Source organism: Pseudomonas sp. NPDC088368 (assembly GCF_044753445.1).
Classification (GTDB): Bacteria; Pseudomonadota; Gammaproteobacteria; order Pseudomonadales; family Pseudomonadaceae; genus Aquipseudomonas; species Aquipseudomonas bambusae.
In genome coordinates this window covers 286263-307145 of the sequence record NZ_JBIVNG010000010.1, presented here as the reverse complement: position 1 = coordinate 307145, position 20883 = coordinate 286263, and the positions used below count along the sequence as shown (strand labels likewise).

General features: G+C 59.8%; 17 protein-coding genes. 7 read left to right on the top strand and 10 right to left on the bottom strand.

Annotated features, from left to right (window positions below):
- The first annotated feature begins 74 nt into the window (after positions 1–74).
- Positions 75–572 carry a GreA/GreB family elongation factor gene (locus ACIQAL_RS23105; protein ID WP_401149784.1) on the top strand — a complete coding sequence of 166 codons (498 nt, stop codon included), beginning with the start codon at positions 75–77 and terminating at the stop codon, positions 570–572.
- Positions 573–802: 230 nt separating this feature from the next.
- Here ACIQAL_RS23105 and ettA read toward each other — a convergent pair whose 3' ends face one another.
- Entirely contained in the window at positions 803–2467 is a 1665-nt protein-coding gene (ettA, locus tag ACIQAL_RS23100) for an energy-dependent translational throttle protein EttA (protein WP_166598403.1), read from the bottom strand.
- Positions 2468–2882: 415 nt separating this feature from the next.
- Between ettA and ACIQAL_RS23095 the strand changes: the two genes are divergently transcribed.
- Together ACIQAL_RS23095 and glyA are read left to right on the top strand one after the other, a co-directional pair.
- Positions 2883–6722, top strand: a complete 3840-nt coding sequence (locus ACIQAL_RS23095) for an EAL domain-containing protein (protein WP_401149782.1) — start codon at positions 2883–2885, stop codon at positions 6720–6722.
- A gap of 256 nt (positions 6723–6978) precedes the next feature.
- On the top strand, positions 6979–8232 hold the full coding sequence (gene glyA, locus ACIQAL_RS23090; RefSeq protein ID WP_401149780.1) for a serine hydroxymethyltransferase: 1254 nt from the start codon (positions 6979–6981) through the stop codon (positions 8230–8232).
- Positions 8233–8413: 181 nt separating this feature from the next.
- Here the strand turns inward: glyA and yjiA are convergent, their stop codons facing one another.
- From yjiA to ACIQAL_RS23075, 3 genes are all read right to left on the bottom strand, one after another.
- On the bottom strand, positions 8414–9391 hold the full coding sequence (gene yjiA, locus ACIQAL_RS23085; RefSeq protein WP_401149778.1) for a GTPase: 978 nt from the start codon (positions 9389–9391) through the stop codon (positions 8414–8416).
- A gap of 156 nt (positions 9392–9547) precedes the next feature.
- Positions 9548–9745 (bottom strand): YbdD/YjiX family protein, encoded by a 198-nt coding sequence (locus tag ACIQAL_RS23080; protein WP_166598406.1) that lies wholly within the window; start codon positions 9743–9745, stop codon positions 9548–9550.
- Positions 9746–9771: 26 nt separating this feature from the next.
- Entirely contained in the window at positions 9772–11841 is a 2070-nt protein-coding gene (locus ACIQAL_RS23075) for a carbon starvation CstA family protein (protein ID WP_401149776.1), read from the bottom strand.
- 193 nt (positions 11842–12034) lie between these two features.
- Between ACIQAL_RS23075 and ACIQAL_RS23070 the strand changes: the two genes are divergently transcribed.
- Positions 12035–12403 (top strand): PilZ domain-containing protein, encoded by a 369-nt coding sequence (locus ACIQAL_RS23070; protein WP_401149774.1) that lies wholly within the window; start codon positions 12035–12037, stop codon positions 12401–12403.
- A gap of 157 nt (positions 12404–12560) precedes the next feature.
- On the opposite strand, the gene radA is transcribed toward ACIQAL_RS23070, so the two are convergent.
- On the bottom strand, positions 12561–13931 hold the full coding sequence (gene radA, locus ACIQAL_RS23065; RefSeq protein ID WP_401149772.1) for a DNA repair protein RadA: 1371 nt from the start codon (positions 13929–13931) through the stop codon (positions 12561–12563).
- A gap of 197 nt (positions 13932–14128) precedes the next feature.
- Here radA and mscL point away from each other — a divergent pair, with 197 nt between their 5' ends.
- The gene (gene mscL / locus ACIQAL_RS23060; protein ID WP_166598411.1) at positions 14129–14578 is read left to right on the top strand and encodes a large-conductance mechanosensitive channel protein MscL; all 450 of its coding nucleotides are present in this window, start codon (positions 14129–14131) and stop codon (positions 14576–14578) included.
- A 160-nt stretch (positions 14579–14738) separates the two neighbouring features.
- On the opposite strand, the gene ACIQAL_RS23055 is transcribed toward mscL, so the two are convergent.
- A complete protein-coding gene (locus ACIQAL_RS23055; RefSeq protein ID WP_401149770.1) occupies positions 14739–15515 on the bottom strand; it encodes a ferredoxin--NADP reductase in 777 nt (258 codons plus the stop codon).
- A gap of 358 nt (positions 15516–15873) precedes the next feature.
- Here ACIQAL_RS23055 and ACIQAL_RS23050 point away from each other — a divergent pair, with 358 nt between their 5' ends.
- Both ACIQAL_RS23050 and ACIQAL_RS23045 read left to right on the top strand, forming a co-directional pair.
- On the top strand, positions 15874–16098 hold the full coding sequence (locus tag ACIQAL_RS23050; protein WP_256665454.1) for a helix-turn-helix transcriptional regulator: 225 nt from the start codon (positions 15874–15876) through the stop codon (positions 16096–16098).
- A 157-nt stretch (positions 16099–16255) separates the two neighbouring features.
- A complete protein-coding gene (locus ACIQAL_RS23045) occupies positions 16256–17380 on the top strand; it encodes a methyltransferase (protein WP_401149769.1) in 1125 nt (374 codons plus the stop codon).
- 276 nt (positions 17381–17656) lie between these two features.
- On the opposite strand, the gene ACIQAL_RS23040 is transcribed toward ACIQAL_RS23045, so the two are convergent.
- From ACIQAL_RS23040 to ACIQAL_RS23025, 4 genes are all read right to left on the bottom strand, one after another.
- Positions 17657–17824: a DUF2474 domain-containing protein gene (locus ACIQAL_RS23040; protein ID WP_401149768.1), complete on the bottom strand. Its 168-nt coding sequence runs from the start codon at positions 17822–17824 to the stop codon at positions 17657–17659.
- 12 nt (positions 17825–17836) lie between these two features.
- Positions 17837–18844, bottom strand: coding sequence for a cytochrome d ubiquinol oxidase subunit II (gene cydB, locus ACIQAL_RS23035; protein ID WP_166598416.1), 1008 nt, complete (start codon positions 18842–18844; stop codon positions 17837–17839).
- Between the two features lie 3 nt (positions 18845–18847).
- Positions 18848–20287: a cytochrome ubiquinol oxidase subunit I gene (locus tag ACIQAL_RS23030; RefSeq protein WP_401149766.1), complete on the bottom strand. Its 1440-nt coding sequence runs from the start codon at positions 20285–20287 to the stop codon at positions 18848–18850.
- Positions 20288–20471: 184 nt separating this feature from the next.
- The coding region (locus ACIQAL_RS23025; protein ID WP_401149764.1) for a hypothetical protein at positions 20472–20883 on the bottom strand (412 nt) is incomplete at its 5' end.

Sequence of the window (20883 nt, the reverse complement as noted above, 5' to 3'; positions counted from 1 at the left end):
AGGCATTTCGCGAAACTTCCGGGATGCCAACATGGCCCAACGCGTAGGCAGTCAGTCACGAAAGGGAGCACACCATGAGTCGGGCCTTCGTCAATGAAGACCATGCCGCTGCGCAGGCCAGCCAGCCGGTGGAGCGTCACGTCAGCACACATCCCAATTACGTCACCGCCCGTGGGCTTGCTCAGTTGCAAGCCCACGTCGCGGCGTTGCAGGAAGAGCACGGCACGCAGTCGGCACTGGGCGAGGCGGCAGACAGACAACGTCAGGCCGATATCGAGCGTGACCTGCGTTACTTCAATCAACGGGTGCAGAGCGCGCAAGTGGTCTCGGCAGCAAACACCACCGACAAGGTGCAGATTGGCAGTTGGGTGACGTTCGCCGATGAGGAGGATCGTCAGCAACGGGTGCAGTTGGTGGGAGAGGATCAGGCCGACGCGGCGGCTCAGTTGATCAATTGGGCCTCCCCGCTGGGCAAGGCGTTGCTGGGCGCGCACGAAGGGGATGAGGTGACGTGGAAGCGTCCGGCAGGAGATCAGGTGATTGAAGTGGTGCGGATCGACGCAGATGTTTGAGTACGGTGAGGCATGGGCGCCGAATACGCGCGATGGGACAACCCTGTGGGAGCGAATTCATTCGCGATAAGGGCTCACAGCCGATGCGTATCTATCGTCTGGCCGACTCTTCGAGAATAAATTCGCTCCCACTGAAGCCCTGGCACCTGCCGAAAAATGAGTGCCGCTGATTTTTTCCCATAAAAAACGGAGCCCGAAGGCTCCGTTTTTATGACACCGACCCGAAGGGATCAGGCCAGTTTCTTGTGACGCACACGGTGCGGCTGGGCAGCAGCATCGCCAAGGCGTTTTTTCCGATCGGCTTCGTACTCGGTGTAGTTACCTTCGAAGAAGACTGCTTGCGAGTCGTCTTCGTACGCCAGGATGTGAGTCGCCACACGGTCCAGGAACCACCGATCGTGAGAGATCACAATGGCGGCGCCCGGGAAGTCCAGCAGGGCTTCTTCCAGGGAACGCAGGGTTTCGACGTCGAGGTCGTTGGACGGTTCGTCGAGCAGCAGAACGTTGCCGCCCTCTTTCAGCGTCAGCGCCAAATGCAAACGACCGCGCTCACCACCAGACAAGTCCTTCACGAACTTCTGCTGATCGCCGCCCTTGAAGTTGAAACGTCCGACGTAGGTGCGCGACGGGATTTCGTAGTTGCCGATTTTGATCTGATCAGAACCGTCGGAAATCTGCGCGAACACCGTTTTGCTGCCGTCCAGGTCGTCGCGGCTCTGATCGACGCACGCCAGTTGCACGGTTTCACCGATTTCGATGGAGCCCGAATCCGGCTGTTCCTTGCCCATGAGCATACGGAACAGTGTCGATTTACCGGCACCGTTACCGCCGATCACGCCGACGATGGCGCCTTTGGGCATGGAGAACGACAGGTTGTCGATCAGCACGCGATCGCCGTAGCCCTTGCTGACATTCTTGAATTCGATGACCTTGTCGCCCAGACGTGGACCGGCCGGGATGTAGATTTCGTTGGTCTCGCTGCGCTTCTGGAATTCCTGCGATTGCATTTCTTCGAAGCGTTGCAGACGGGCCTTGGATTTGGACTGACGAGCCTTGGCGCCTTTGCGCACCCACTCCAGTTCTTCCTTCATGGCTTTTTCGTGGGCCGATTGCTGCTTGGATTCCTGGGCCAGACGATCGGATTTGGCTTCCAGCCAGCCCGAATAGTTGCCCTCGTAAGGAATACCCGCGCCGCGGTCGAGCTCCAGAATCCAGCCGGCGACGTTGTCCAGGAAGTAACGGTCGTGCGTGATCGCAACCACGGTACCCGGGAAGTCGTGCAGGAAGTGTTCGAGCCAGGCAACGGAATCGGCGTCCAGGTGGTTCGTCGGTTCGTCGAGCAGCAGCATGTCAGGCGCCGACAGCAGCAGGCGGCACAGGGCCACGCGACGCTTTTCACCACCGGACAGGTGTTCGACCTTGGCATCCCAGGCCGGCAGACGCAACGCGTCGGCGGCGACTTCCAATTGACGCTCAAGGTTGTGGCCATCGCTGGCCTGAAGGATGGCTTCGAGCTTGGCCTGTTCGGCCGCGAGTTTGTCGAAGTCGGCGTCCGGCTCAGCGTACGCCGCGTAAACCTCGTCCAGACGCGCTTGAGCGTCCTTGATCACGCTGACGGCTTCTTCGACGACTTCACGCACGGTCTTGGTCGGGTCCAGTTGCGGCTCTTGCGGCAGGTAACCGACGTTCAGTTCCGGCATCGGGCGCGCTTCGCCGTCGAACTCGGTGTCGACCCCGGCCATGATTTTCAGCAGTGTGGATTTACCCGAGCCGTTGAGGCCGAGTACACCGATCTTGGCGCCCGGGAAGAACGACAGGGAGATGTTTTTCAGGATTTCCCGCTTCGGCGGAACAACTTTGCTCAGCCGATGCATGGTGAAGACGTATTGAGCCATGGAATGAAAACCTGGTTAGGACTGTGAATAAAGGCGCGAGCCCGGTTTGCCGCGCAAACCCGGTGCCCCGTCGCAAAAAAAGCGTTTATTTAGCGTTCCGACTTGTCGTGCGACGCATCCGGGCCTTGAATGAATAAGGCACGAACAGAAGCGTTGCGACAAAACTTCCGAGTATCGGTCGTCAAGCTGGAGCAAAGTTTGCAAGCACTGCAGCCATTTGCAGAAAACCGGCTTGCAGAATCGGGCACATCGCGCGTGGCGCAAAGCTACCCGAATGCAGTCGAGAGGGCAAACCGTGCGGGCCTTAAGGGCTGGCACTTAGCCACAACTCAGGGCATGCTAGCCGCCATTTGGGCGTCAGGCTTAAAGTGCATTTCGCACACGCTGATTCAGTCCAGCAGTCAGGATCACCAGTTTGTCCACACCAACACCCACTTCCCCATTGCGCTCACCCAAAAGCGCGACGGCCGCAGCTTTTCGAAGCTCGCCCAAAGGTGCGCTGGCAGTGCTGGTGCTGCTCATGCTCGCGCTGTTGATATGGCAACTGGTCGAACAATTTCAGCAGACTCAGGACCGCCAACGCCAGCGTAGCGTGGACTACAGCATTCAGCTGGCCGACCGTCTGAGCTTGAACATGGCGCTCAGTGCGCAGGTGGCCCTCAACATCCTGGACGACGCCAAAGGCGAACCGCCCGTGGCCGATCAACGGTCGGCAACCCTGGAACGCCTGCGCTTGGCACTGCCGGGAATGCGCAGCGTGGCGTGGCTTGATGAAGACGCCAATATTCTCAGCGACAGCGCCAACAACAGTGCAGATGTCAGTTTTTTGACTGAACAGCGCGAGCGCATCAACGGTCGCACCTACTATTACGCTGACTCATCGGACGGCTCGACGCTCTACCTGTTCGTACGCCAGCCAGGAAAACGGGAAGAATGCCATTGGGCCATCCGACTCGACCCGCAGGTGATGAAAAACCTGACCCGACAAAGTGATCAGGATTTTCGTGCGACGTGGCGGCTTGAGAACCGCACCACCGAGCACGTCATCTATGAGGCTGAGCCTGCGAACGACAATCGGACCGACAGCGCGGCCCAGACAGTGCTCCTCGAACCCCTGACCAATAGCGACTGGCAATTGCGCGGTCTGTTCGACGCCAGCAAAACCCGTCAGGCGCTGATCGCCCCGCTCGTCGCCAAATGCCTGATCGCGCTGTTGTGCTCGATCCTTCCACTGCTGGCCCTGCGCAGCCTGCGTCGCCGCCAATTGCAACTGCACGAGAGTCGTCGCCGCTACAAGGACATCTTTGAAGGCACCGGCGTCGCGCTGTGCGTGCTGGACTTGTCTGGTCTGCCGGACTACTTGAAGCATCTGCAACTGACCACCAGCGATGAATTGCACAAACGCTTGATCAACCATCCGGACCAGTTGAGCGGCCTGTTGCATCAGCTACGCATTACCGAGGTCAACCAGGTCGCGGCCACGCTGCTCAATGCCGACTCCTCGGCGCGTGTCTGGCAGCAACTGATCGAGGGTTGCCCACGGTCGCGCAACGGCATCGGTGTGCAACTGATCAGCGCGGTGCTGGATCGCCAGCCTCAACTGGAACTGGAGATTGTGCTGCCCAACGCCGATGGCCAGGATCATCATCTCTGGCTGGTGGTTCGGTTGCCCGAGCAGCCCGAAGACTTCAACGCCGTCATCCTGAACATCAACGACATCACCAACCGCAAACAGACCGAGCTGGCGCTGCTGGAGCGCGAAAGCTTCTGGTCGGACGTGGTGCGCACGGTTCCTGATCACCTCTACGTGCAGGACGTCGTCAGCCGTCGCATGATCTACAGCAACCACCATCTGGGCCAGACTCTGGGCTACAGCAAGGAAGACTTGCAGCAGATGGGCGAGTATTTCTGGGAAATTCTGCTGCACCCGGATGACACTGATCCTTATGAACAACTGCGCCTGACCCGCACGGAAGAAGGCCGTCGAGACCTCACGGAATGCCAGTTGCGCTTCCGGGATCGCCAGGGTCGCTGGCGGCGCTTTGATATCCGCGAACAGGCCCTGGCGCCAGACCAGAATGGTCGTGTGACGCGCATCATCGGCGTCGCCAAGGACATCACCGAACAGATCGAGGCCAGCCAGTCTCTGCGTGACAGCGAACAGCGCTATCGCATGCTCGCGGAAAGCATCAGCGACGTGATTTTCTCCACCAATCAGAAGCTGCGCCCCAATTACGTCAGCCCGTCGGTCAACGCTGTATTGGGCTACAGCGCCGACTGGATTCTGCAGAACGGCTGGAATTCAATCATCGCCAACCCTCAACAACTGGCGAATCTTCAGGCCCTGCTGAACCGCATCGGCAAGGCGCTCAATAAGCCCGAGACACTGACAGAGCTGCGCAACGAAGTGACCACGCAGTTGTATCTGTTCGACTGTCTGCGGGCCGATGGGCGCAAGATTCCGGTCGAGTTGCGTCTGGTGTTGTTGTGGGACGAGGCCGGTGCCTTCGAAGGCATTCTCGGCGTAGGCCGTGACATCAGTCAGCAGCGCCGGGCGGAAAAAGACCTGCGCATGGCGGCGACGGTGTTCGAACACTCCACCTCGGCAATCCTGATCACCGACCCTGCGGGCTACATCGTGCAGGCCAACGACGCATTCAGTCGGGTCAGCGGGTATGCCGTCTCACAGGTGCTCGATCAGCTCCCGATGATGCTGACCGTCGAGGACCAACAGGAAGCCCACATGGGCTATATCCTCAAGCAACTGCATCAGCGCGGCAGTTGGGAGGGTGAACTGTGGCTGAAACGTCGGGACGGCGAACATTATCCCGCTTGGGTCGGCATCACGGCCGTGTTCGACGACGAAGGTGACCTCGCCAGCTACGTGTGTTTCTTCAGCGACATCAGCGAGCGCAAGGCCAGCGAGCAGCGCATTCATCGCCTCGCGTATTACGATGCCCTGACGCACTTGCCGAACCGGACGCTGTTCCAGGACCGCCTGCACACCGCCTTGCAGCATGCCGAGCGCCAGCACGCCTGGGTCGTGCTGATGTTCCTCGATCTGGACCGCTTCAAACCGATCAACGACTCCCTGGGTCACGCCGCCGGCGACCGCATGCTCAAGGAGATGGCCACACGGCTGTTGGGCTGTGTGGCCGAAGACGACACCGTGGCCCGCATGGGCGGCGACGAATTCACCCTGCTGCTGCAACCCGGCGCCACGCAACAAGCCGCGCTGACCCGCGCCATTCATGTGGCCGAGCAGATCCTCGCCAGTCTGGTAAAGCCCTTCGTGCTGGAAGGTCGCGAGTTCTTTGTCACGGCCAGTATTGGCATTGCCCTGAGCCCGCAGGATGGCAATGAGCTGAGCCAGTTGATGAAGAACGCCGACACCGCGATGTATCACGCTAAAGAGCGCGGCAAGAACAACTTCCAGTTCTATCAGGCGGACATGAACGCCAGCGCTCTGGAGCGCCTGGAGTTGGAAAGTGACCTGCGCCATGCGCTGGAGCAGGAAGAATTCACCCTCTATTACCAGCCGCAATTCAGCGGTGACGGCAAGCGTCTGACCGGCACCGAAGCCCTGCTGCGCTGGCGTCACCCGACCCGCGGATTGGTGCCGCCCGGCGATTTCATTCCGGTGCTCGAAGAACTGGGGCTGGTGGTCGAAGTCGGCGAATGGGTCATCAAAGAAGCCTGTCGCCAATTGCGCGAATGGCACCTGGCGAAAGTCCGCGTGCCGAAAGTCTCGGTCAACATTTCCGCACGTCAGTTCTCCGATGGGCAGCTCGGCATGCGCATCGCCAACATCCTTCAGGAGACCGGCCTGTCCCCGGCCTGTCTGGAGCTTGAGCTGACGGAGAGTATCCTGATGCGCGAGGTCAGCGAGGCCATGCAGATTCTCGCCGGGCTTAAGCGTCTAGGCCTGAGCATTGCGGTGGACGATTTTGGCACCGGCTACTCGTCCTTGAACTACCTCAAGCAATTCCCGATCGATGTGCTGAAGATCGACCGCACGTTCGTTGACGGCTTGCCCTCTGGCGAACAAGACGCACAGATCGCCCGCGCCATTATCGCCATGGCCCACAGCCTGAACCTGGCGGTGATCGCAGAGGGCGTGGAAACCTACGAGCAGTTGGAGTTCTTGCGCGAGCATGGCTGTGACGAGGTGCAAGGCTACCTGTTCGGCCGCCCGATGCCTCCCGCGCGGTTCGAAGCACAGTTCAGCAACGATGCGTTGTTTATGCTCGATTAGAAGCAGCTTCGAGTTTTGAGCTTCAAGCTGCGAGCAGTAGCAGGTCTGCGGTGCTCGCACTAAATGGCTTCAAGGTCAAAGCAAATAAAAGCACGTGCCAAAAACAGAAGCCGTTACGCGATCAGCTTGAGGCTTGAGGCCCAAAGCTCGAAGCTGTAATCCGCTCATCTGCCGCATGACCGCCTTTCATATGCCAGATAAAACGTGATGTTGTAGAATGCCCCCCTTTTCTACTGCCCGATCCCCGAGGACCGCCATGTTCAGCCGTAATTTGACTATCGCCAAGTACGACTCCGACCTGTATGCCGCTATGGAACAAGAAGCCAAGCGCCAGGAAGAGCACATCGAGCTGATCGCCTCGGAAAACTACACCAGCCCGGCTGTCATGGAAGCCCAAGGCTCGGTGCTGACCAACAAATACGCCGAAGGCTACCCAGGCAAGCGTTACTACGGTGGTTGCGAGTACGTCGACATCGTCGAGCAACTGGCCATCGACCGCGCCAAGGAACTGTTCGGCGCTGATTACGCCAACGTCCAGCCGCACGCCGGTTCGCAGGCCAACAGCGCCGTTTACCTGGCCCTGCTGAACGCGGGTGACACCATTCTGGGCATGAGCCTGGCCCACGGCGGTCACCTGACCCACGGTGCCAGTGTTTCGTCCTCCGGCAAGCTGTACAACGCCGTTCAGTACGGCATCGACGGCAACGGCCTGATCGACTACGACGAAGTCGAGCGCCTGGCCGTCGAGCACAAGCCAAAAATGATCGTGGCCGGTTTCTCGGCGTACTCCCAAGTGCTGGATTTCCCGCGTTTCCGCGCCATCGCTGACAAAGTCGGCGCCTACCTGTTCGTCGACATGGCCCACGTGGCCGGTCTGGTCGCTGCGGGCGTCTACCCGAACCCTGTGCCTTTCGCTGACGTCGTGACCACCACCACCCACAAGACCCTGCGCGGTCCACGTGGCGGCCTGATCCTGGCGCGCGCCAATGCCGACATCGAGAAGAAGCTGAACTCCGCTGTCTTCCCGGGCGGCCAAGGTGGTCCTCTGGAGCACGTCATCGCGGCTAAAGCGATCTGCTTCAAGGAAGCCCTGCAGCCTGAGTTCAAGACCTACCAGCAACAAGTGGTGAAAAACGCCAAGGCCATGGCTGCGGTGTTCATTGAGCGCGGTTTTGACGTGGTGTCCGGCGGTACCGAGAACCACCTGTTCCTGCTGTCCCTGATCAAACAGGACATCTCCGGTAAAGACGCTGACGCTGCGTTGGGTCGTGCGTTCATCACCGTGAACAAGAACTCCGTGCCGAACGATCCACGTTCCCCGTTCGTCACCTCCGGTCTGCGCTTCGGCACCCCGGCTGTGACCACTCGCGGCTTCAAGGAAGCAGAGTGCAAGGAACTGGCAGGCTGGATCTGCGACATCCTGGCTGACCTGAACAATGAAGCCGTAATCGACGGCGTCCGCGAGAAAGTCAAAGCCATCTGCGCCAAGCTGCCGGTTTACGGCGCTTGATAGCGGTTGCGTGATGTGAAAAAGCCCGGCTCTTCAGCCGGGCTTTTTTATGTCTGACGGTCGGCGATCAAACCTGTGGGAGCGAATTCATTCGCGATTGGACGGTACATCCAATACACATCTATCGGCTGTACGACCGAATCGCGAATGAATTCGCTCCCACAGGGTTCGGCGTACTGCCTTATTGCGCCGCGACCTTCGCAAACCCTTCCCGAATCTTCTCTTCCGGCAGATCGTCGGCAATGAACACGATCACGCTCTCACGCTTCTCGTCCGCGCCCCACTCCACGTCGAAATCAAAACCATAGAGCTTGAGCACGCCCTGAAACACCAGCTTGCGATCTTCGCCTGCGATATTCAGCACGCCTTTGTAACGCAGCAATTGCTTGCCGTGCTCTTCCAGCAGGTCGTTCATGAAGGTGCTGAGCTTGTCGATGTCCAGCGCCTTGTCGCTGCGCAAGACCAGACTGCTGATGCGGTCGATGCCACGACCTGCGGGGGCTGCCGGGCGCAGGACCATGCCGCCGACGTCGGCGTTCAGGTTGAAGCCGCGCACATCCAGCAGTTCGGCCAGATCAATCTTGCCGTGCTCGACCACGCGAATCGGCGCACGACGGTTGATGCGCGTCAGGCGCTCGTTCAGGGCCTTGAACGTGGCCTCGTCCACCAGATCGGTCTTGCTCACCAGCAGACGGTCGGCAAAGCCGATCTGGGCCTGGGCGATGGTCTGTTCCAGATGAGTGTCGGCGTGGGCGGCATCCACCAGCGTGATGATGCCGTCGAGGATGTAACGCTCACGCAGTTCTTCGTCGATGAAGAAGGTCTGTGCGACCGGCGCCGGGTCAGCGAGGCCGGTGCATTCGATCACCAGACGGTCGAACGTGATTTCGCCGCTGTCCAGCCGCTCCAGCAGCAAAACCAGCGCCTTGGTCAGGTCGGTGTGGATGGTGCAGCACACGCAGCCGTTGGACAGGGTCATGACCTGCACCGGCTCGCTGCCGAGCAACTGGGTATCGACCCCGGCATCACTGAATTCGTTTTCAATCACGGCGATTTTCAAGCCGTGCTCTTCCTTGAGCAGGTGACGCAGCAACGTGGTCTTGCCCGCGCCGAGGAAACCGCTCAGAACGGTGACGGGGATGGGTTGCGAAACGGTCATGCCGACTCCTGCTTTTCCTGATGCCTGCCCCGTTCTCACCCTGTGGGAGCGGATTCATCCGCGAGAGGGCGGCACAGGCCATGAAAGTCTTCAAATAAAAACGCGCCACGACAAGCGTGGCGCGTTCGTTCTGTTACAGATTACGCGGTCAGCGGATCAACAGCACTTCGGGCCGCCCTTTCCACCGTAACGCGCGTCCTGGCGTTCCCGAAAGAACGCCTCGTACGACATCACCGGCTTGTCGGGGTGGGTGTTCTGCATATGCTCGACATAGTTGTCGTAGTCCGGCATGCCGACCATCAAGCGCGCAGCCTGACCCAGATATTTACCCAGACGACTCAGGTCATTGAACATGTGCAGCTCCTCGCCTCACAGCGTACTCAATGGGTTTTAGGGAAGGCCTGAAACGGCGCTTCCTTGTCGGTACGCTCTTTCTTGACCCACGCTTCGCGACCGACTTTGATCGCGTAGAACAGGATACTCAACACCACGAACAGGAACAGCGAGGTCAGCGCCGCGTTGGTGTACGCGTTGAAGATCACGTGCTGCATCTGCTCGACGCTTTTCGCCGGGGCGAGGATCTGGCCTGCATCTGCCGCTGCGCTGTATTTCTTGGCCAGGGCCAGGAAGCCAACGGCAGGGCTCGGGTCGAACAGCTTGATGAAGCCTGCGGTCACGGTGCAGATCAACAGCCAAGACGCCGGAAGGATCGTCACCCAGACATACTGCTGACGTTTCATTTTGATCAGCACAACGGTCGCCAGCATCAGCGCAATCCCGGCCAGCATCTGGTTGGAGATACCGAACAGTGGCCACAAGGTGTTGATGCCACCCAGCGGATCGATCACGCCTTGATACAGCAGGTAACCCCACAACGCCACGCAACCACCGGTGCCGATGGCGTTGGCGGTCCAGGACTCGGTGCGTTTCAGTGCGGGCACGAAACTGCCCAGCAGGTCTTGCAGCATGAAGCGTCCGGCACGGGTACCGGCATCGACAGCGGTCAGGATGAACAGCGCTTCGAACAGAATCGCGAAGTGGTACCAGAACGCCATGGTGTTCTGGCCCGGGAACGCCTGGTGCAGGATCTGCGCGATACCCACGGCCAATGTTGGCGCGCCACCGGCACGGGCCAGGATGGTGTTCTCGCCGATGTCTTTGGCTGTCGCCACCAGTTGATCCGGTGTGATCACAAAGCCCCAACTGCTGACCATTTGCGCCACAGCGTTGACGTCGGTGCCGACAATCGCTGCCGGGCTGTTCATGGCGAAGTACACGCCTGGCTCGATGACCGAGGCAGCGACCATGGCCATGATGGCCACGAACGACTCCATCAGCATGCCGCCGTAGCCGATGTAACGGGCATTGACTTCGTTATCCAGCAGTTTCGGCGTAGTGCCCGAAGAGATCAGCGCGTGGAAGCCCGACACTGCACCGCACGCGATGGTGATGAACAGGAACGGGAACAGGGTGCCTTTCCAGACCGGGCCGGTGCCGTCAGTGAACTGGGTCAAGGCCGGCATTTTCAGCTCAGGCGCGAGAATCAGGATGCCGATGGCCAGCGCGATGATGGTGCCGATTTTCAGGAAGGTGGACAGGTAGTCGCGCGGGGCGAGGACCAGCCAGACCGGCAACATCGCCGCAACAAAACCGTAACCCACCAGCATCCAGGTGATCTGCACGCCGGTGAAGGTGAACAGCGGCGCCCACTCAGGGCTGGCCGCCACCTGACCGCCGACCCAGATCGACAGGAGCAACAGCACAACGCCGACGATGGAGATTTCACCGATGCGGCCCGGGCGAATGAACCGCATGTAGACGCCCATGAACATCGCGATCGGGATCGTCGCCATGACGGTGAACATGCCCCAAGGGCTCTCGGCCAGGGCTTTCACCACGATCAGCGCCAGCACCGCGAGGATGATGATCATGATCAAGAAGCAGCCGAACAAGGCGATGGTGCCGGGGATACGGCCCATTTCCTCGCGGACCATGTCGCCGAGCGACCGGCCATTACGGCGTGTGGACAGGAACAGGATCATGAAATCCTGCACCGCACCGGCCAATACCACGCCGGCGATCAGCCAGAGCGTGCCGGGCAGGTAGCCCATTTGCGCCGCCAGCACCGGACCGACGAGCGGACCTGCGCCTGCAATGGCTGCGAAATGGTGACCGAAAAGGATGTGTTTGTTGGTCGGCACGTAGTCCAGACCGTCGTTGTTCAGCACCGCAGGGGTGGCCCGAGTCGGGTCCAGCTGCATGACGCGGCTGGCGATGAACAAACTGTAGTAGCGATAAGCGACCAGATAGATGGCGACCGCGGCGACCACGATCCAGAGTGCGTTGATTGCTTCTCCCCGACGCAATGCAACCACTCCAAGGGCCCAGGCCCCGAGAATCGCAACGATCAGCCAGGGCACATGGCGCAGCAGACTATTATTATTTTTCATTTTTGAGTTCCAGCAGAGTGGACGTGTTTTGAGCAGCAACGAGAGTTTAGCGCTGCTGGAGCGAAAGGCCACCCCCCACGATGGTCTAGCGCGGGATTTGGCCTATAGTCAGAGCAGCTGTCGCCCTCGGGGCGGAATGATCGGCGCTCGGGTCCATGAAACCTGGCCGCCAGAGCCTAGGAGAAGTCGCGTCATGACAGATGCCCACGAAGACCGTCGTCGTTTTAAACGTATCTCGTTCGATGCCAAGACCGAACTGACCCAAGGCCCGAAAAGCTGGCCGGTGCACCTGATCGACCTGTCGCTCAAAGGGCTGCTCATCGAACGGCCATCGCCGTGGCAGGGCAATCCGGACGAGCCATTCATTGTCGACATTCACCTCAACGTCGACATCGATGTGCGCATGGAAGTGCGGCTGACCCACGACGATCACAATCACCTGGGGTTCGTGTGTGAGCACATCGGGCTGGATTCGGTGACGCATTTACGGCGGCTGATCGAGCTAAATCTGGCGGATCATGCCGAACTGGAGCGGGAATTAGCGGCGTTGATTGAGGTGTGACGCTGCCAGACCTGAATAACCTTGAACTCTGTGGGAGCGAATTCATTCGCGATTGGTCGGTACATTCGACACACTTCTATCGATTGCACTGATGTCTCGCGAATGAATTCGCTCCCACAGGTATTACGTACGTCTGACGAGCTGGATTGATCGTCCTTTATTCCTCAAACAACGCATCCAACGCCTGATCCAACCGGGTCACGCCAATCACGGTCAGCCCCGGCGGCGACTCTTTCGGTGCATTGCCTTTCGGCACGATGGCGCGCTTGAAGCCGTGCTTGGCCGCTTCCTTCAAGCGCTCCTGACCGCTCGGTACCGGCCGCACTTCCCCCGACAGTCCCACTTCGCCAAACACCAGCAAATCCCCTGGCAACGCCCGGTTGCGCAGACTCGACATCACCGCCGCCATTAACGCGAGGTCCGATGCCGTTTCCAGCACTTTCACCCCGCCCACCACGTTCAGAAAAACGTCCTGATCGTGCGTTGGAATCCCGCCGTGACGATGCAGGACCGCCAGCAACATCGCCAGCCGGTTCTGATCCAGACCCAGCGTCACGCGACGCGGATTCGACAGGTGACTGTCATCCACCAATGCCTGCACTTCGACCAGCATCGGACGCGTCCCTTCCCACGTCGCCATGACCACACTGCCTGCGACCGCTTCCTGCGCGCGCGTCAGGAAAATCGCCGACGGGTTCGAGACTTCTTTCAGGCCTTTGTCGGTCATGCCGAACACGCCCAGTTCGTTAACCGCACCGAAACGGTTTTTCACTGCCCGTAGCAAGCGCAAACGTCCGTCCGATTCGCCTTCGAAATACAGCACGGTATCGACCATGTGTTCGAGGACGCGAGGGCCGGCCAGTGCGCCCTCTTTGGTCACGTGGCCGACGAGAAAGATCGCCGTCCCGCTCTGTTTCGCGTAACGCACCAGCAGCGCCGCGCTTTCCCGCACCTGTGCCACCCCGCCGGGTGCCGATTGCAGCTGCTCGGTGAAGATGGTCTGGATCGAGTCGATCACCATGACCTTCGGCTGTTCGATGCGGGCCGTGGCGATGATGGTTTCGATGGAGGTTTCGGTCATGACCCGCAGCTTGTCCTGGGGCAGGCTCAAACGGCGGGCGCGCATGGCGACCTGTTGTTGCGATTCCTCGCCGGTGACGTACAGCGCGGGCATGCGTTCGGCGATGGCGCAGAGGGTTTGCAGTAGAATCGTCGACTTACCGATGCCGGGGTCGCCACCGATCAACACCACTGAACCGTCCACCAGACCGCCGCCGAGCACACGGTCGAGTTCGGCAGAATTGGTGGAGAATCGAGGAATCTCTTCAACGCTGACTTCGGCGAGGGTCTTGATCTGCGCCTGCTGCCCCGCCCAGCCACCACGGCCCGCCGGGGCTGCTGCGCCACCGCTTTCGATCATGGTTTCGGTCAGCGTATTCCAGGCGCCGCATTCGCCGCATTGCCCGGCCCATTTGGGAAAGGTCGCGCCGCACTCAGTGCAGCCATACATGCGTTTGGCCTTGGCCATGGAACCCCCGCCGCAAAAAAGGGGCAATCATACCCCATGCCTCGAACGCCCGCCCGGGATGGCCAGGGCAGACATCTTTCTGAACGATTCAGTAAAACTAACAGGGCCAAAGCCGGTCGATTGAATGGATTACGCGAGATGCAGGTAGCTGACATACACTGCATTCACCACCCTCATCTGTAACAAAGGAATACACCATGAGCGTACTGAGCGAGTTCAAAGCCTTTGCCGTCAAAGGAAACGTGGTCGATATGGCCGTCGGTATCATTATTGGCGCGGCATTCGGCAAGATCGTTTCGTCGTTCGTCGGCGATGTAATCATGCCGCCCCTGGGGCTGCTGATTGGCGGCGTGGACTTCAGTGACCTGGCGATCACCCTCAGAGGTGCCGAGGGCACAGCACCAGCGGTGGTGCTGGCCTACGGTAAATTCATTCAGACCGTGATCGACTTCATCATCGTGGCGTTCGCGATCTTCATGGGCGTGAAGGCCATCAACCGCCTGAAACGTGAAGAAGCCAAGGCCCCTTCGGTTCCGCCTGCGCCTACTCCACAGGAAACCCTGTTGACCGAGATTCGTGACCTGCTGAAAGAGCAGAACAATAAGCCTGCGGCGCCACTGCCGGTGAATCCTGATCGGCTGGTTTAACCCCTCAACGCGCGACCACACGGCCTGCAGAACGGCTGTGGGGCGGATTTATTCGCGAGATGTGGGTACACACGATGAAAATGCATCGGCTGACGTACCGCATCGCGAATGAATTCGCTCCTACAGGTCATCGTTTACATCAAAGGTCGTGCAAGTCCTCCTACCAATAATTCTCCACCGCCACCTGCCCCGGCTTGCGGGTCAGGGCCAGGCGCATGTCGCGGGTTTTGAGCAAGGCGCGGGTGTCGTCGATCATCTGCGGGTTGCCGCAGATCATCACCCGTGAATGTTCAGGCGACAGCTCGACCCCCGCCGCCTTTTCCAGCTCACCGTTTTCGATCAGCGTCGTGATTCGGCCATTGAGCGCGCCGGGATGCTCTTCACGCGTCACCGTGGCGATGAACTGAAACTTGTGGGCGTATTCGGCCAGGTATTCCCGTTGAGTGAGTTCGGCGATCAGTTCCTGATACGCAAGCTCTGCGGCCTCGCGCACGCTGTACACCAGAATGATGCGCTCGAACTTTTCCCACACTTCGAAGTTCTGCAGGATCGACAGAAACGGCGCCACGCCCGTGCCCGTCGAGAGCATCCAGAGGTCCCGGCCATCGTTGAAGCGATCCAGCGTCAGGAAACCCGTCGCCTGCTTTTCAACCATGAGCGTGTCGCCCTCGCGCAACCGGCTCAGCTCGCTGGTGAACTCGCCACCGGGCACGACGATGGAAAAGAATTCGAGAAACTCGTCGAAAGGCGACGACACCACCGAGTACGCCCGCCACACCGTGCTGCCGTCCGCCTTGGTCACGCCCAGCCGTGCGAACTGCCCTGCGGTGAAACGAAAGCCCGGATCACGCGTCGTGCGCAATGTGAACAAGCTGGGGGTCAACGGGGTCACGTCGAGCAGCGTCTGCCGGGTGAATTTCTCTGCACTGGCGGTCATGGGCGCTCCTGGCTCCTGTCACTCAATCAAGTGCGCCCAGTTTCCCGCAAACCGACGCCGATAAACACCGTGGGTTTGTAGTGGTATCCCTGTCTGCGCCACCGACGCTTGTTAGAGCATTTCGCGATTGAAGCTATCGCGATCAGCGTTGCGAATTGCAAAGAGCGACGCGTAACCGATTGATTACATGCGCGTTGCCAAATTCGCCTAAAAACAAAGCGTCCCCCACTCGTCAGCCGTGCGGCCGACGATAGAAATCACCCAAGGATTCCTTACCTAGACTCCCATTAAAACAGCAGTCAATTTTGATCGGGCATGGAGGCTTGTGATGGAACACTTGAGACTGGACCTGATACAGATGAGCAAAGCCGTCGCGCTGCTACACAGCGGATTAACGCTTAGGGAAATCGAAGTGCTGAAATGGTCGGCAGAGGGCAAGACCGCCGCCGAGGTCGCGATGATTCTGGACGTCAAAATCCGCACCGTGAATTTTCACATCGGCAGCGCCATTCGAAAAATGGGAGTCAGCAACAAGACCTCGGCGGTGGTTCAAGCCGCTCTGCATGGGGTATTTCAGTCGTGAGGCGCCCGATACCCACTCGGTTTTACTGAAAAGGCCGGGTGCCAGGCCGCGAGAAAAACACGTAAAATCGCGGCTTTCGCGAGTCAGGTGGCAAAGGTGCATCGGTCACCTGCGCTTCGCCGCCCATCGCGTGCCAACGAACGGAATTTCCCAGCACATGCCCCTGCTTACCACGCCTTTCGCCCAGCTCGACCTGATTCGCCAGCCGGAGCAGTCGGATGAACCGCTGCAGGCGTTCGACGCTGCTGACGAATACTTGCTCAACCACCTCGCCGAGCATGGCCTGACGCTGCAAACCCGCGTGCTGATCCTCAACGACAATTTTGGCGCACTGGCCGCCAGCCTGGCGCCCCACGCGGCAGTGTTCAGCAGCACGGACTCGTTTCTCGGCGTGCAGGCGCTGGAAAAGAACCTGGTGCGCAACGGTCAGGTTTACGATGCTGTGCCGGTGATTCCCGCCAGTAAGCCGCTGCAAGGCCCGTTCGACTGGGTGCTGATCCGCGTGCCGAAAACCCTGGCGCTGCTGGAAGAACAACTGATTCGCCTGCAAGGCCAACTGGCGCCGGACGCCAAAGTGGTGGCAGCAGGCATGATCAAACACCTGCCGCGCTCGGCGGGTGAGCTGATGGAGGATTACATCGGGCCGGTGCAGGCGTCGTTGGCAGTGAAGAAGGCGCGCCTGCTGTTCTGCACACCCGGGCCGAAAGACTTTCAGCCCTCCCCGTTCCCGACCCGCTACACGCTGGACGAGCCGAAAATCGAGCTCATCAACCACGCCAACGTGTTTTGTCGCGACGGTCTGGACATTGGCACCCGCGCCTTCTTGCCTTACCTGCCGACCGGCCTCGGTTCGTCCCGCGTGGCGGACCTCGGATGCGGCAACGGCGTGTTGGCAATTGCCAGCGCACTGGCCAACCCTGAAGCCCAATACACGCTGGTGGATGAGTCGTTCATGGCCGTGCAGTCCGCTCAGGAAAACTGGCGGCTGGCGTTGGGTGAACGTGAGGTGGACATCCGTGCCGCTGACGGCCTGGCGGGCCAGGAGCCGGATTCGCTGGACGTGGTGCTGTGCAATCCGCCGTTTCACCAACAGCAAGTGGTGGGGGATTTTCTTGCCTGGCGCATGTTTCAGCAGGCGCGTTCGGCGCTGGTCACCGGCGGCGCGCTGTACATCGTCGGCAACCGGCATTTGGGGTATCACGCCAAGCTGGCGCGACTGTTTCGGGGCGTGGAACAGGTGGCGGCAACGCCGAAGTTCGTGATTCTCAAGGCCCGGAAGTGAGTCACTCCTGGCCCTGAAGATGCCCCTCCGTGTAGGAGCGAATTCATTCGCGAAAAATTGTTCAGCCGATGCAGATGTGTGATCAGCATCGGCCCTTTCGCGAATGAATTCGCTCCCACAGTTAAAACAGCGCCAGACCCCAATTTTGCGGCGTTCCCGAACATCTGTGGGAGCGAATTCATTCGCGAAAAATTGTTCAGCCGATGCAGATGTGTGATCAGCACCGGCCCTTTCGCGAATGAATTCGCTCCCACAGGTTGAAGAGGTGCGACTGACCTAATGAGTCTTCATCCCCGCCGCGGTCATGAACATCCGCAACAACGTGGCGACGACGAACAGCGCCAGCACACTGCCTGACCAGATCACCACCAGCCAGCCCACTCGCTGCCAGAGCGGCTTTTTCTCCGCCCCGTCGTCTTCACCCAGAGACCCCTTGGTGCTCATCGTCATGCCCTCTTAGTGGTAGCCGTCTTCGTGGGTGACTTTGCCGCGGAACACGTAGTAGCTCCAGAAGGTGTACCCGAGGATAAACGGCAGGATGAACAGCGTGCCCACCAGAATGAAACCCTGGCTTTGCGGTGGCGAAGCCGCGTCCCAGATCGAGATCGACGGCGGGATGATGTTCGGCCACAGGCTGATGCCCAGGCCGCTGTAGCCGAGGAAGATCAGCACCAGCGTCAGCAGGAACGGCGTGTAATGCGCGTTGCGTTCCACCGCCTTGAACAGCCCGTACATCGTCACCAGCACCAATGCCGGAACCGGCATGAACCAGATCAGGTTCGAAGGACTGAACCAGCGGTCGGCGATTTCATGGTGCGCCAGCGGCGTCCACAGACTGACGATGCCCATCACCACCAGCGTCGCCAGTGCCAGCGGTCGCGCCAGATCATGCATCGCCTTTTGCAAAGGCCCTTCGGTTTTCATGATCAGCCAAGTGCAGCCGAGCAAGGCGTAGGCCACGATCAGCGCCAGCCCGCAGAACAGCGAGAACGGCGTCAGCCAATCCAGCCCGCCACCCGCGTAGGCGCGGTTGACCACGGGAATCCCGTCGATGAACGCGCCCAGCGCCACGCCTTGGAAGAACGTCGCCACCAGCGAGCCGCCAATGAACGCTTTGTCCCAAAGATGGCGTTTGGCGTCGGTCGCCTTGAAGCGAAACTCGAAGGCCACACCGCGAAAAATCAGCCCGATGAGCATCAGGATCAGCGGCAGGTACAAGGCCTCCAGTACAACCGAATAGGCCAGTGGAAACGCACCAAACAATCCGGCGCCGCCCAGTACCAGCCACGTTTCGTTGCCGTCCCAGACCGGCGCAACAGTGTTCATCATCACGTCGCGGTCGGTCTTGTCCTTCATGAAGGGAAAGAGAATCCCGATACCCAGATCGAAGCCGTCCATGACGACGTACATCATGATGCCGAAGATGATAATCACGGCCCAGATCAGTGGAAGATCGATACCCATGGCTCAGTTCCCTTCCCGCAGGCTGTCTTTTTGGCCTTCTTCGCTGCCTTCGTCGGCGGCGGAGAGAGGACGTGCTGGAGTGCGTTTCTGGCCGGGGCCGCCGTGTGGCGTGTCGGCGCTTTCATGGGTTTTCGGCCCTTTGCGCACGAGGCGCATCATGTAGCCGAAGCCCGTGCCGAACAGCATGAAATACACCACGACGAACAGCACCAGGGTCAGGGTCAACTGCCCCACGCTGTGGTTTGACGACGCGTTGGCGGTGCGCATCAGCCCGTAGACCACCCAGGGCTGGCGACCGATTTCGGTGGTGAACCAGCCCGCGAGCATCGCGATCAGACCGGCAGGCCCCATGCACATCACGAGCCTCAGAAACAGGCGGTTGGTGTACAGCCCGCCCCGCCAGCGCAGCCAGGCGCTCCACAGACCGACGAAGATCATCAGCATGCCCAGCGCCACCATCACCCGGAACGACCAGAAGACGATCAGCGAATTGGGGCGATCCTCAGGCGGGAACGATTTCAACGCCGGGATTTGCTTGTCTAGGCTATGCGTCAGAATCAGGCTGCCGAGGTACGGAATCTCGATGGCGTATTTGGTGCGCTCTTCTTTCATGTCCGGAATGCCGAACAGGATGAGCGGCGTCGGCTCGTTGCCCACGTTTTCCCAATGGCCTTCGATGGCTGCAATCTTGGCAGGCTGGTGCTCCAGCGTGTTCAAGCCATGGGCATCGCCCACCACTGCTTGAATCGGCGCCACGATCAGCGCCATCCACATCGCCATCGACAGCATCCGGCGGATGGCCGGGTTGTCACGGCCGCGCAGCAAATGCCAGGCGGCCGAGGCGCCGACAAAAAAGGCGGTCGCGACGAAGGCGGCAATGGCCATGTGCATCAGGCGATAGGGGAACGACGGGTTGAAGATCACCGCCAGCCAGTCCACCGGAATCACGCGACCGTCGACGATTTCGAAGCCCTGCGGGGTTTGCATCCAGCTGTTGGAGGCGAGAATCCAGAAGGTAGAAATCAGCGTGCCAATAGCCACCATCACGGTCGCGAAGAAATGCAGGCCGCGGCCCACGCGGTTCCAGCCAAACAGCATCACGCCCAGGAAACCGGCTTCCAGGAAGAAGGCGGTCAGCACTTCATAGGTCAGCAACGGCCCGGTGATCGCGCCAGCGAAATCGGAGAATCGGCTCCAGTTGGTGCCGAATTCGTACGCCATGACCAGCCCGGAGACCACGCCCATGCCAAAGTTGACGGCAAATATCTTCGACCAGAAATGGTAGAGGTCTCGGTACGTGTCGTCGTGGGTCTTGAGCCACAAGCCTTCGAGCACCGCGAGGAAACTCGCCAGACCGATGGTGATGGCAGGGAACAGGATGTGGAACGAAACAGTGAACGCAAACTGAATTCGGGCGAGATCGAGTGCCTCTAAACCGAACATAGGTCTTCCTCTAATCAGGTGAAACCGGCTGCAGGCACACGGGGCCTTCAGCGACTGCCCCCACGGTGTATTGAGTACGACGGCGTGCCGTTGTTCTTTTTGATTTCGCGCTCAGGCAAACGACCACGCGGGAGTGGTGTCAAGCCGCCCGGTCAATCGCTGGAGTGTGAGAAATTGATTCAGGTCAGCCGACGCTGAAAGAGTAGTCCCATTTCGGCACATGCTCCGCGTGGTCATTTGTCGCGTGACGAGTTGCCTCACCCGGGAGGGCGGTGCAGAAGGGGAAAAAGCGGATCAGTTGCCAGGGTGAGTGTGCCTTGCGCATCTCCACGACGCCTACCTGCTTTGGATTCTGGCCGAAGGCGTGGGAGCGTTGCTTGCGCGCGATCTGTCGCGAAGCGGCAGCAAATCCTGTGGATGCGGTTTTCCTGTAAGCACCCGATAGGCAGGTTTCACGACTGCTGTGCAGCCGATCGTAGGCAAGCCAACTCCCACGGCCTCCGGCCAGAATCAAGAGCCCTAATTGCGCCATTCTCCTGCTTCTGGCCGAAGGCCGTGGGAGCGTTGCTTGCTCGCGGTCTGTCGCGAAGCGGCAG

What these genes read in the sequence shown, in the direction of transcription:
- cydB (WP_166598416.1), bottom strand. Translation starts at nt 18,844, where the DNA reads ATGGGTATCGATCTTCCACTGATCTGGGCCGTGATTATCATCTTCGGC.
- ACIQAL_RS23075 (WP_401149776.1), bottom strand. Translation starts at nt 11,841, where the DNA reads ATGAAAAATAATAATAGTCTGCTGCGCCATGTGCCCTGGCTGATCGTT.
- ACIQAL_RS23055 (WP_401149770.1), bottom strand. Translation starts at nt 15,515, where the DNA reads ATGACCGCCAGTGCAGAGAAATTCACCCGGCAGACGCTGCTCGACGTG.
- glyA (WP_401149780.1), top strand. Translation starts at nt 6,979, where the DNA reads ATGTTCAGCCGTAATTTGACTATCGCCAAGTACGACTCCGACCTGTAT.
- radA (WP_401149772.1), bottom strand. Translation starts at nt 13,931, where the DNA reads ATGGCCAAGGCCAAACGCATGTATGGCTGCACTGAGTGCGGCGCGACC.
- ACIQAL_RS23050 (WP_256665454.1), top strand. Translation starts at nt 15,874, where the DNA reads ATGAGCAAAGCCGTCGCGCTGCTACACAGCGGATTAACGCTTAGGGAA.
- yjiA (WP_401149778.1), bottom strand. Translation starts at nt 9,391, where the DNA reads ATGACCGTTTCGCAACCCATCCCCGTCACCGTTCTGAGCGGTTTCCTC.
- ettA (WP_166598403.1), bottom strand. Translation starts at nt 2,467, where the DNA reads ATGGCTCAATACGTCTTCACCATGCATCGGCTGAGCAAAGTTGTTCCG.
- ACIQAL_RS23040 (WP_401149768.1), bottom strand. Translation starts at nt 17,824, where the DNA reads ATGAGCACCAAGGGGTCTCTGGGTGAAGACGACGGGGCGGAGAAAAAG.
- ACIQAL_RS23030 (WP_401149766.1), bottom strand. Translation starts at nt 20,287, where the DNA reads ATGTTCGGTTTAGAGGCACTCGATCTCGCCCGAATTCAGTTTGCGTTC.
- mscL (WP_166598411.1), top strand. Translation starts at nt 14,129, where the DNA reads ATGAGCGTACTGAGCGAGTTCAAAGCCTTTGCCGTCAAAGGAAACGTG.
- ACIQAL_RS23080 (WP_166598406.1), bottom strand. Translation starts at nt 9,745, where the DNA reads ATGTTCAATGACCTGAGTCGTCTGGGTAAATATCTGGGTCAGGCTGCG.
- ACIQAL_RS23105 (WP_401149784.1), top strand. Translation starts at nt 75, where the DNA reads ATGAGTCGGGCCTTCGTCAATGAAGACCATGCCGCTGCGCAGGCCAGC.
- ACIQAL_RS23045 (WP_401149769.1), top strand. Translation starts at nt 16,256, where the DNA reads ATGCCCCTGCTTACCACGCCTTTCGCCCAGCTCGACCTGATTCGCCAG.
- ACIQAL_RS23070 (WP_401149774.1), top strand. Translation starts at nt 12,035, where the DNA reads ATGACAGATGCCCACGAAGACCGTCGTCGTTTTAAACGTATCTCGTTC.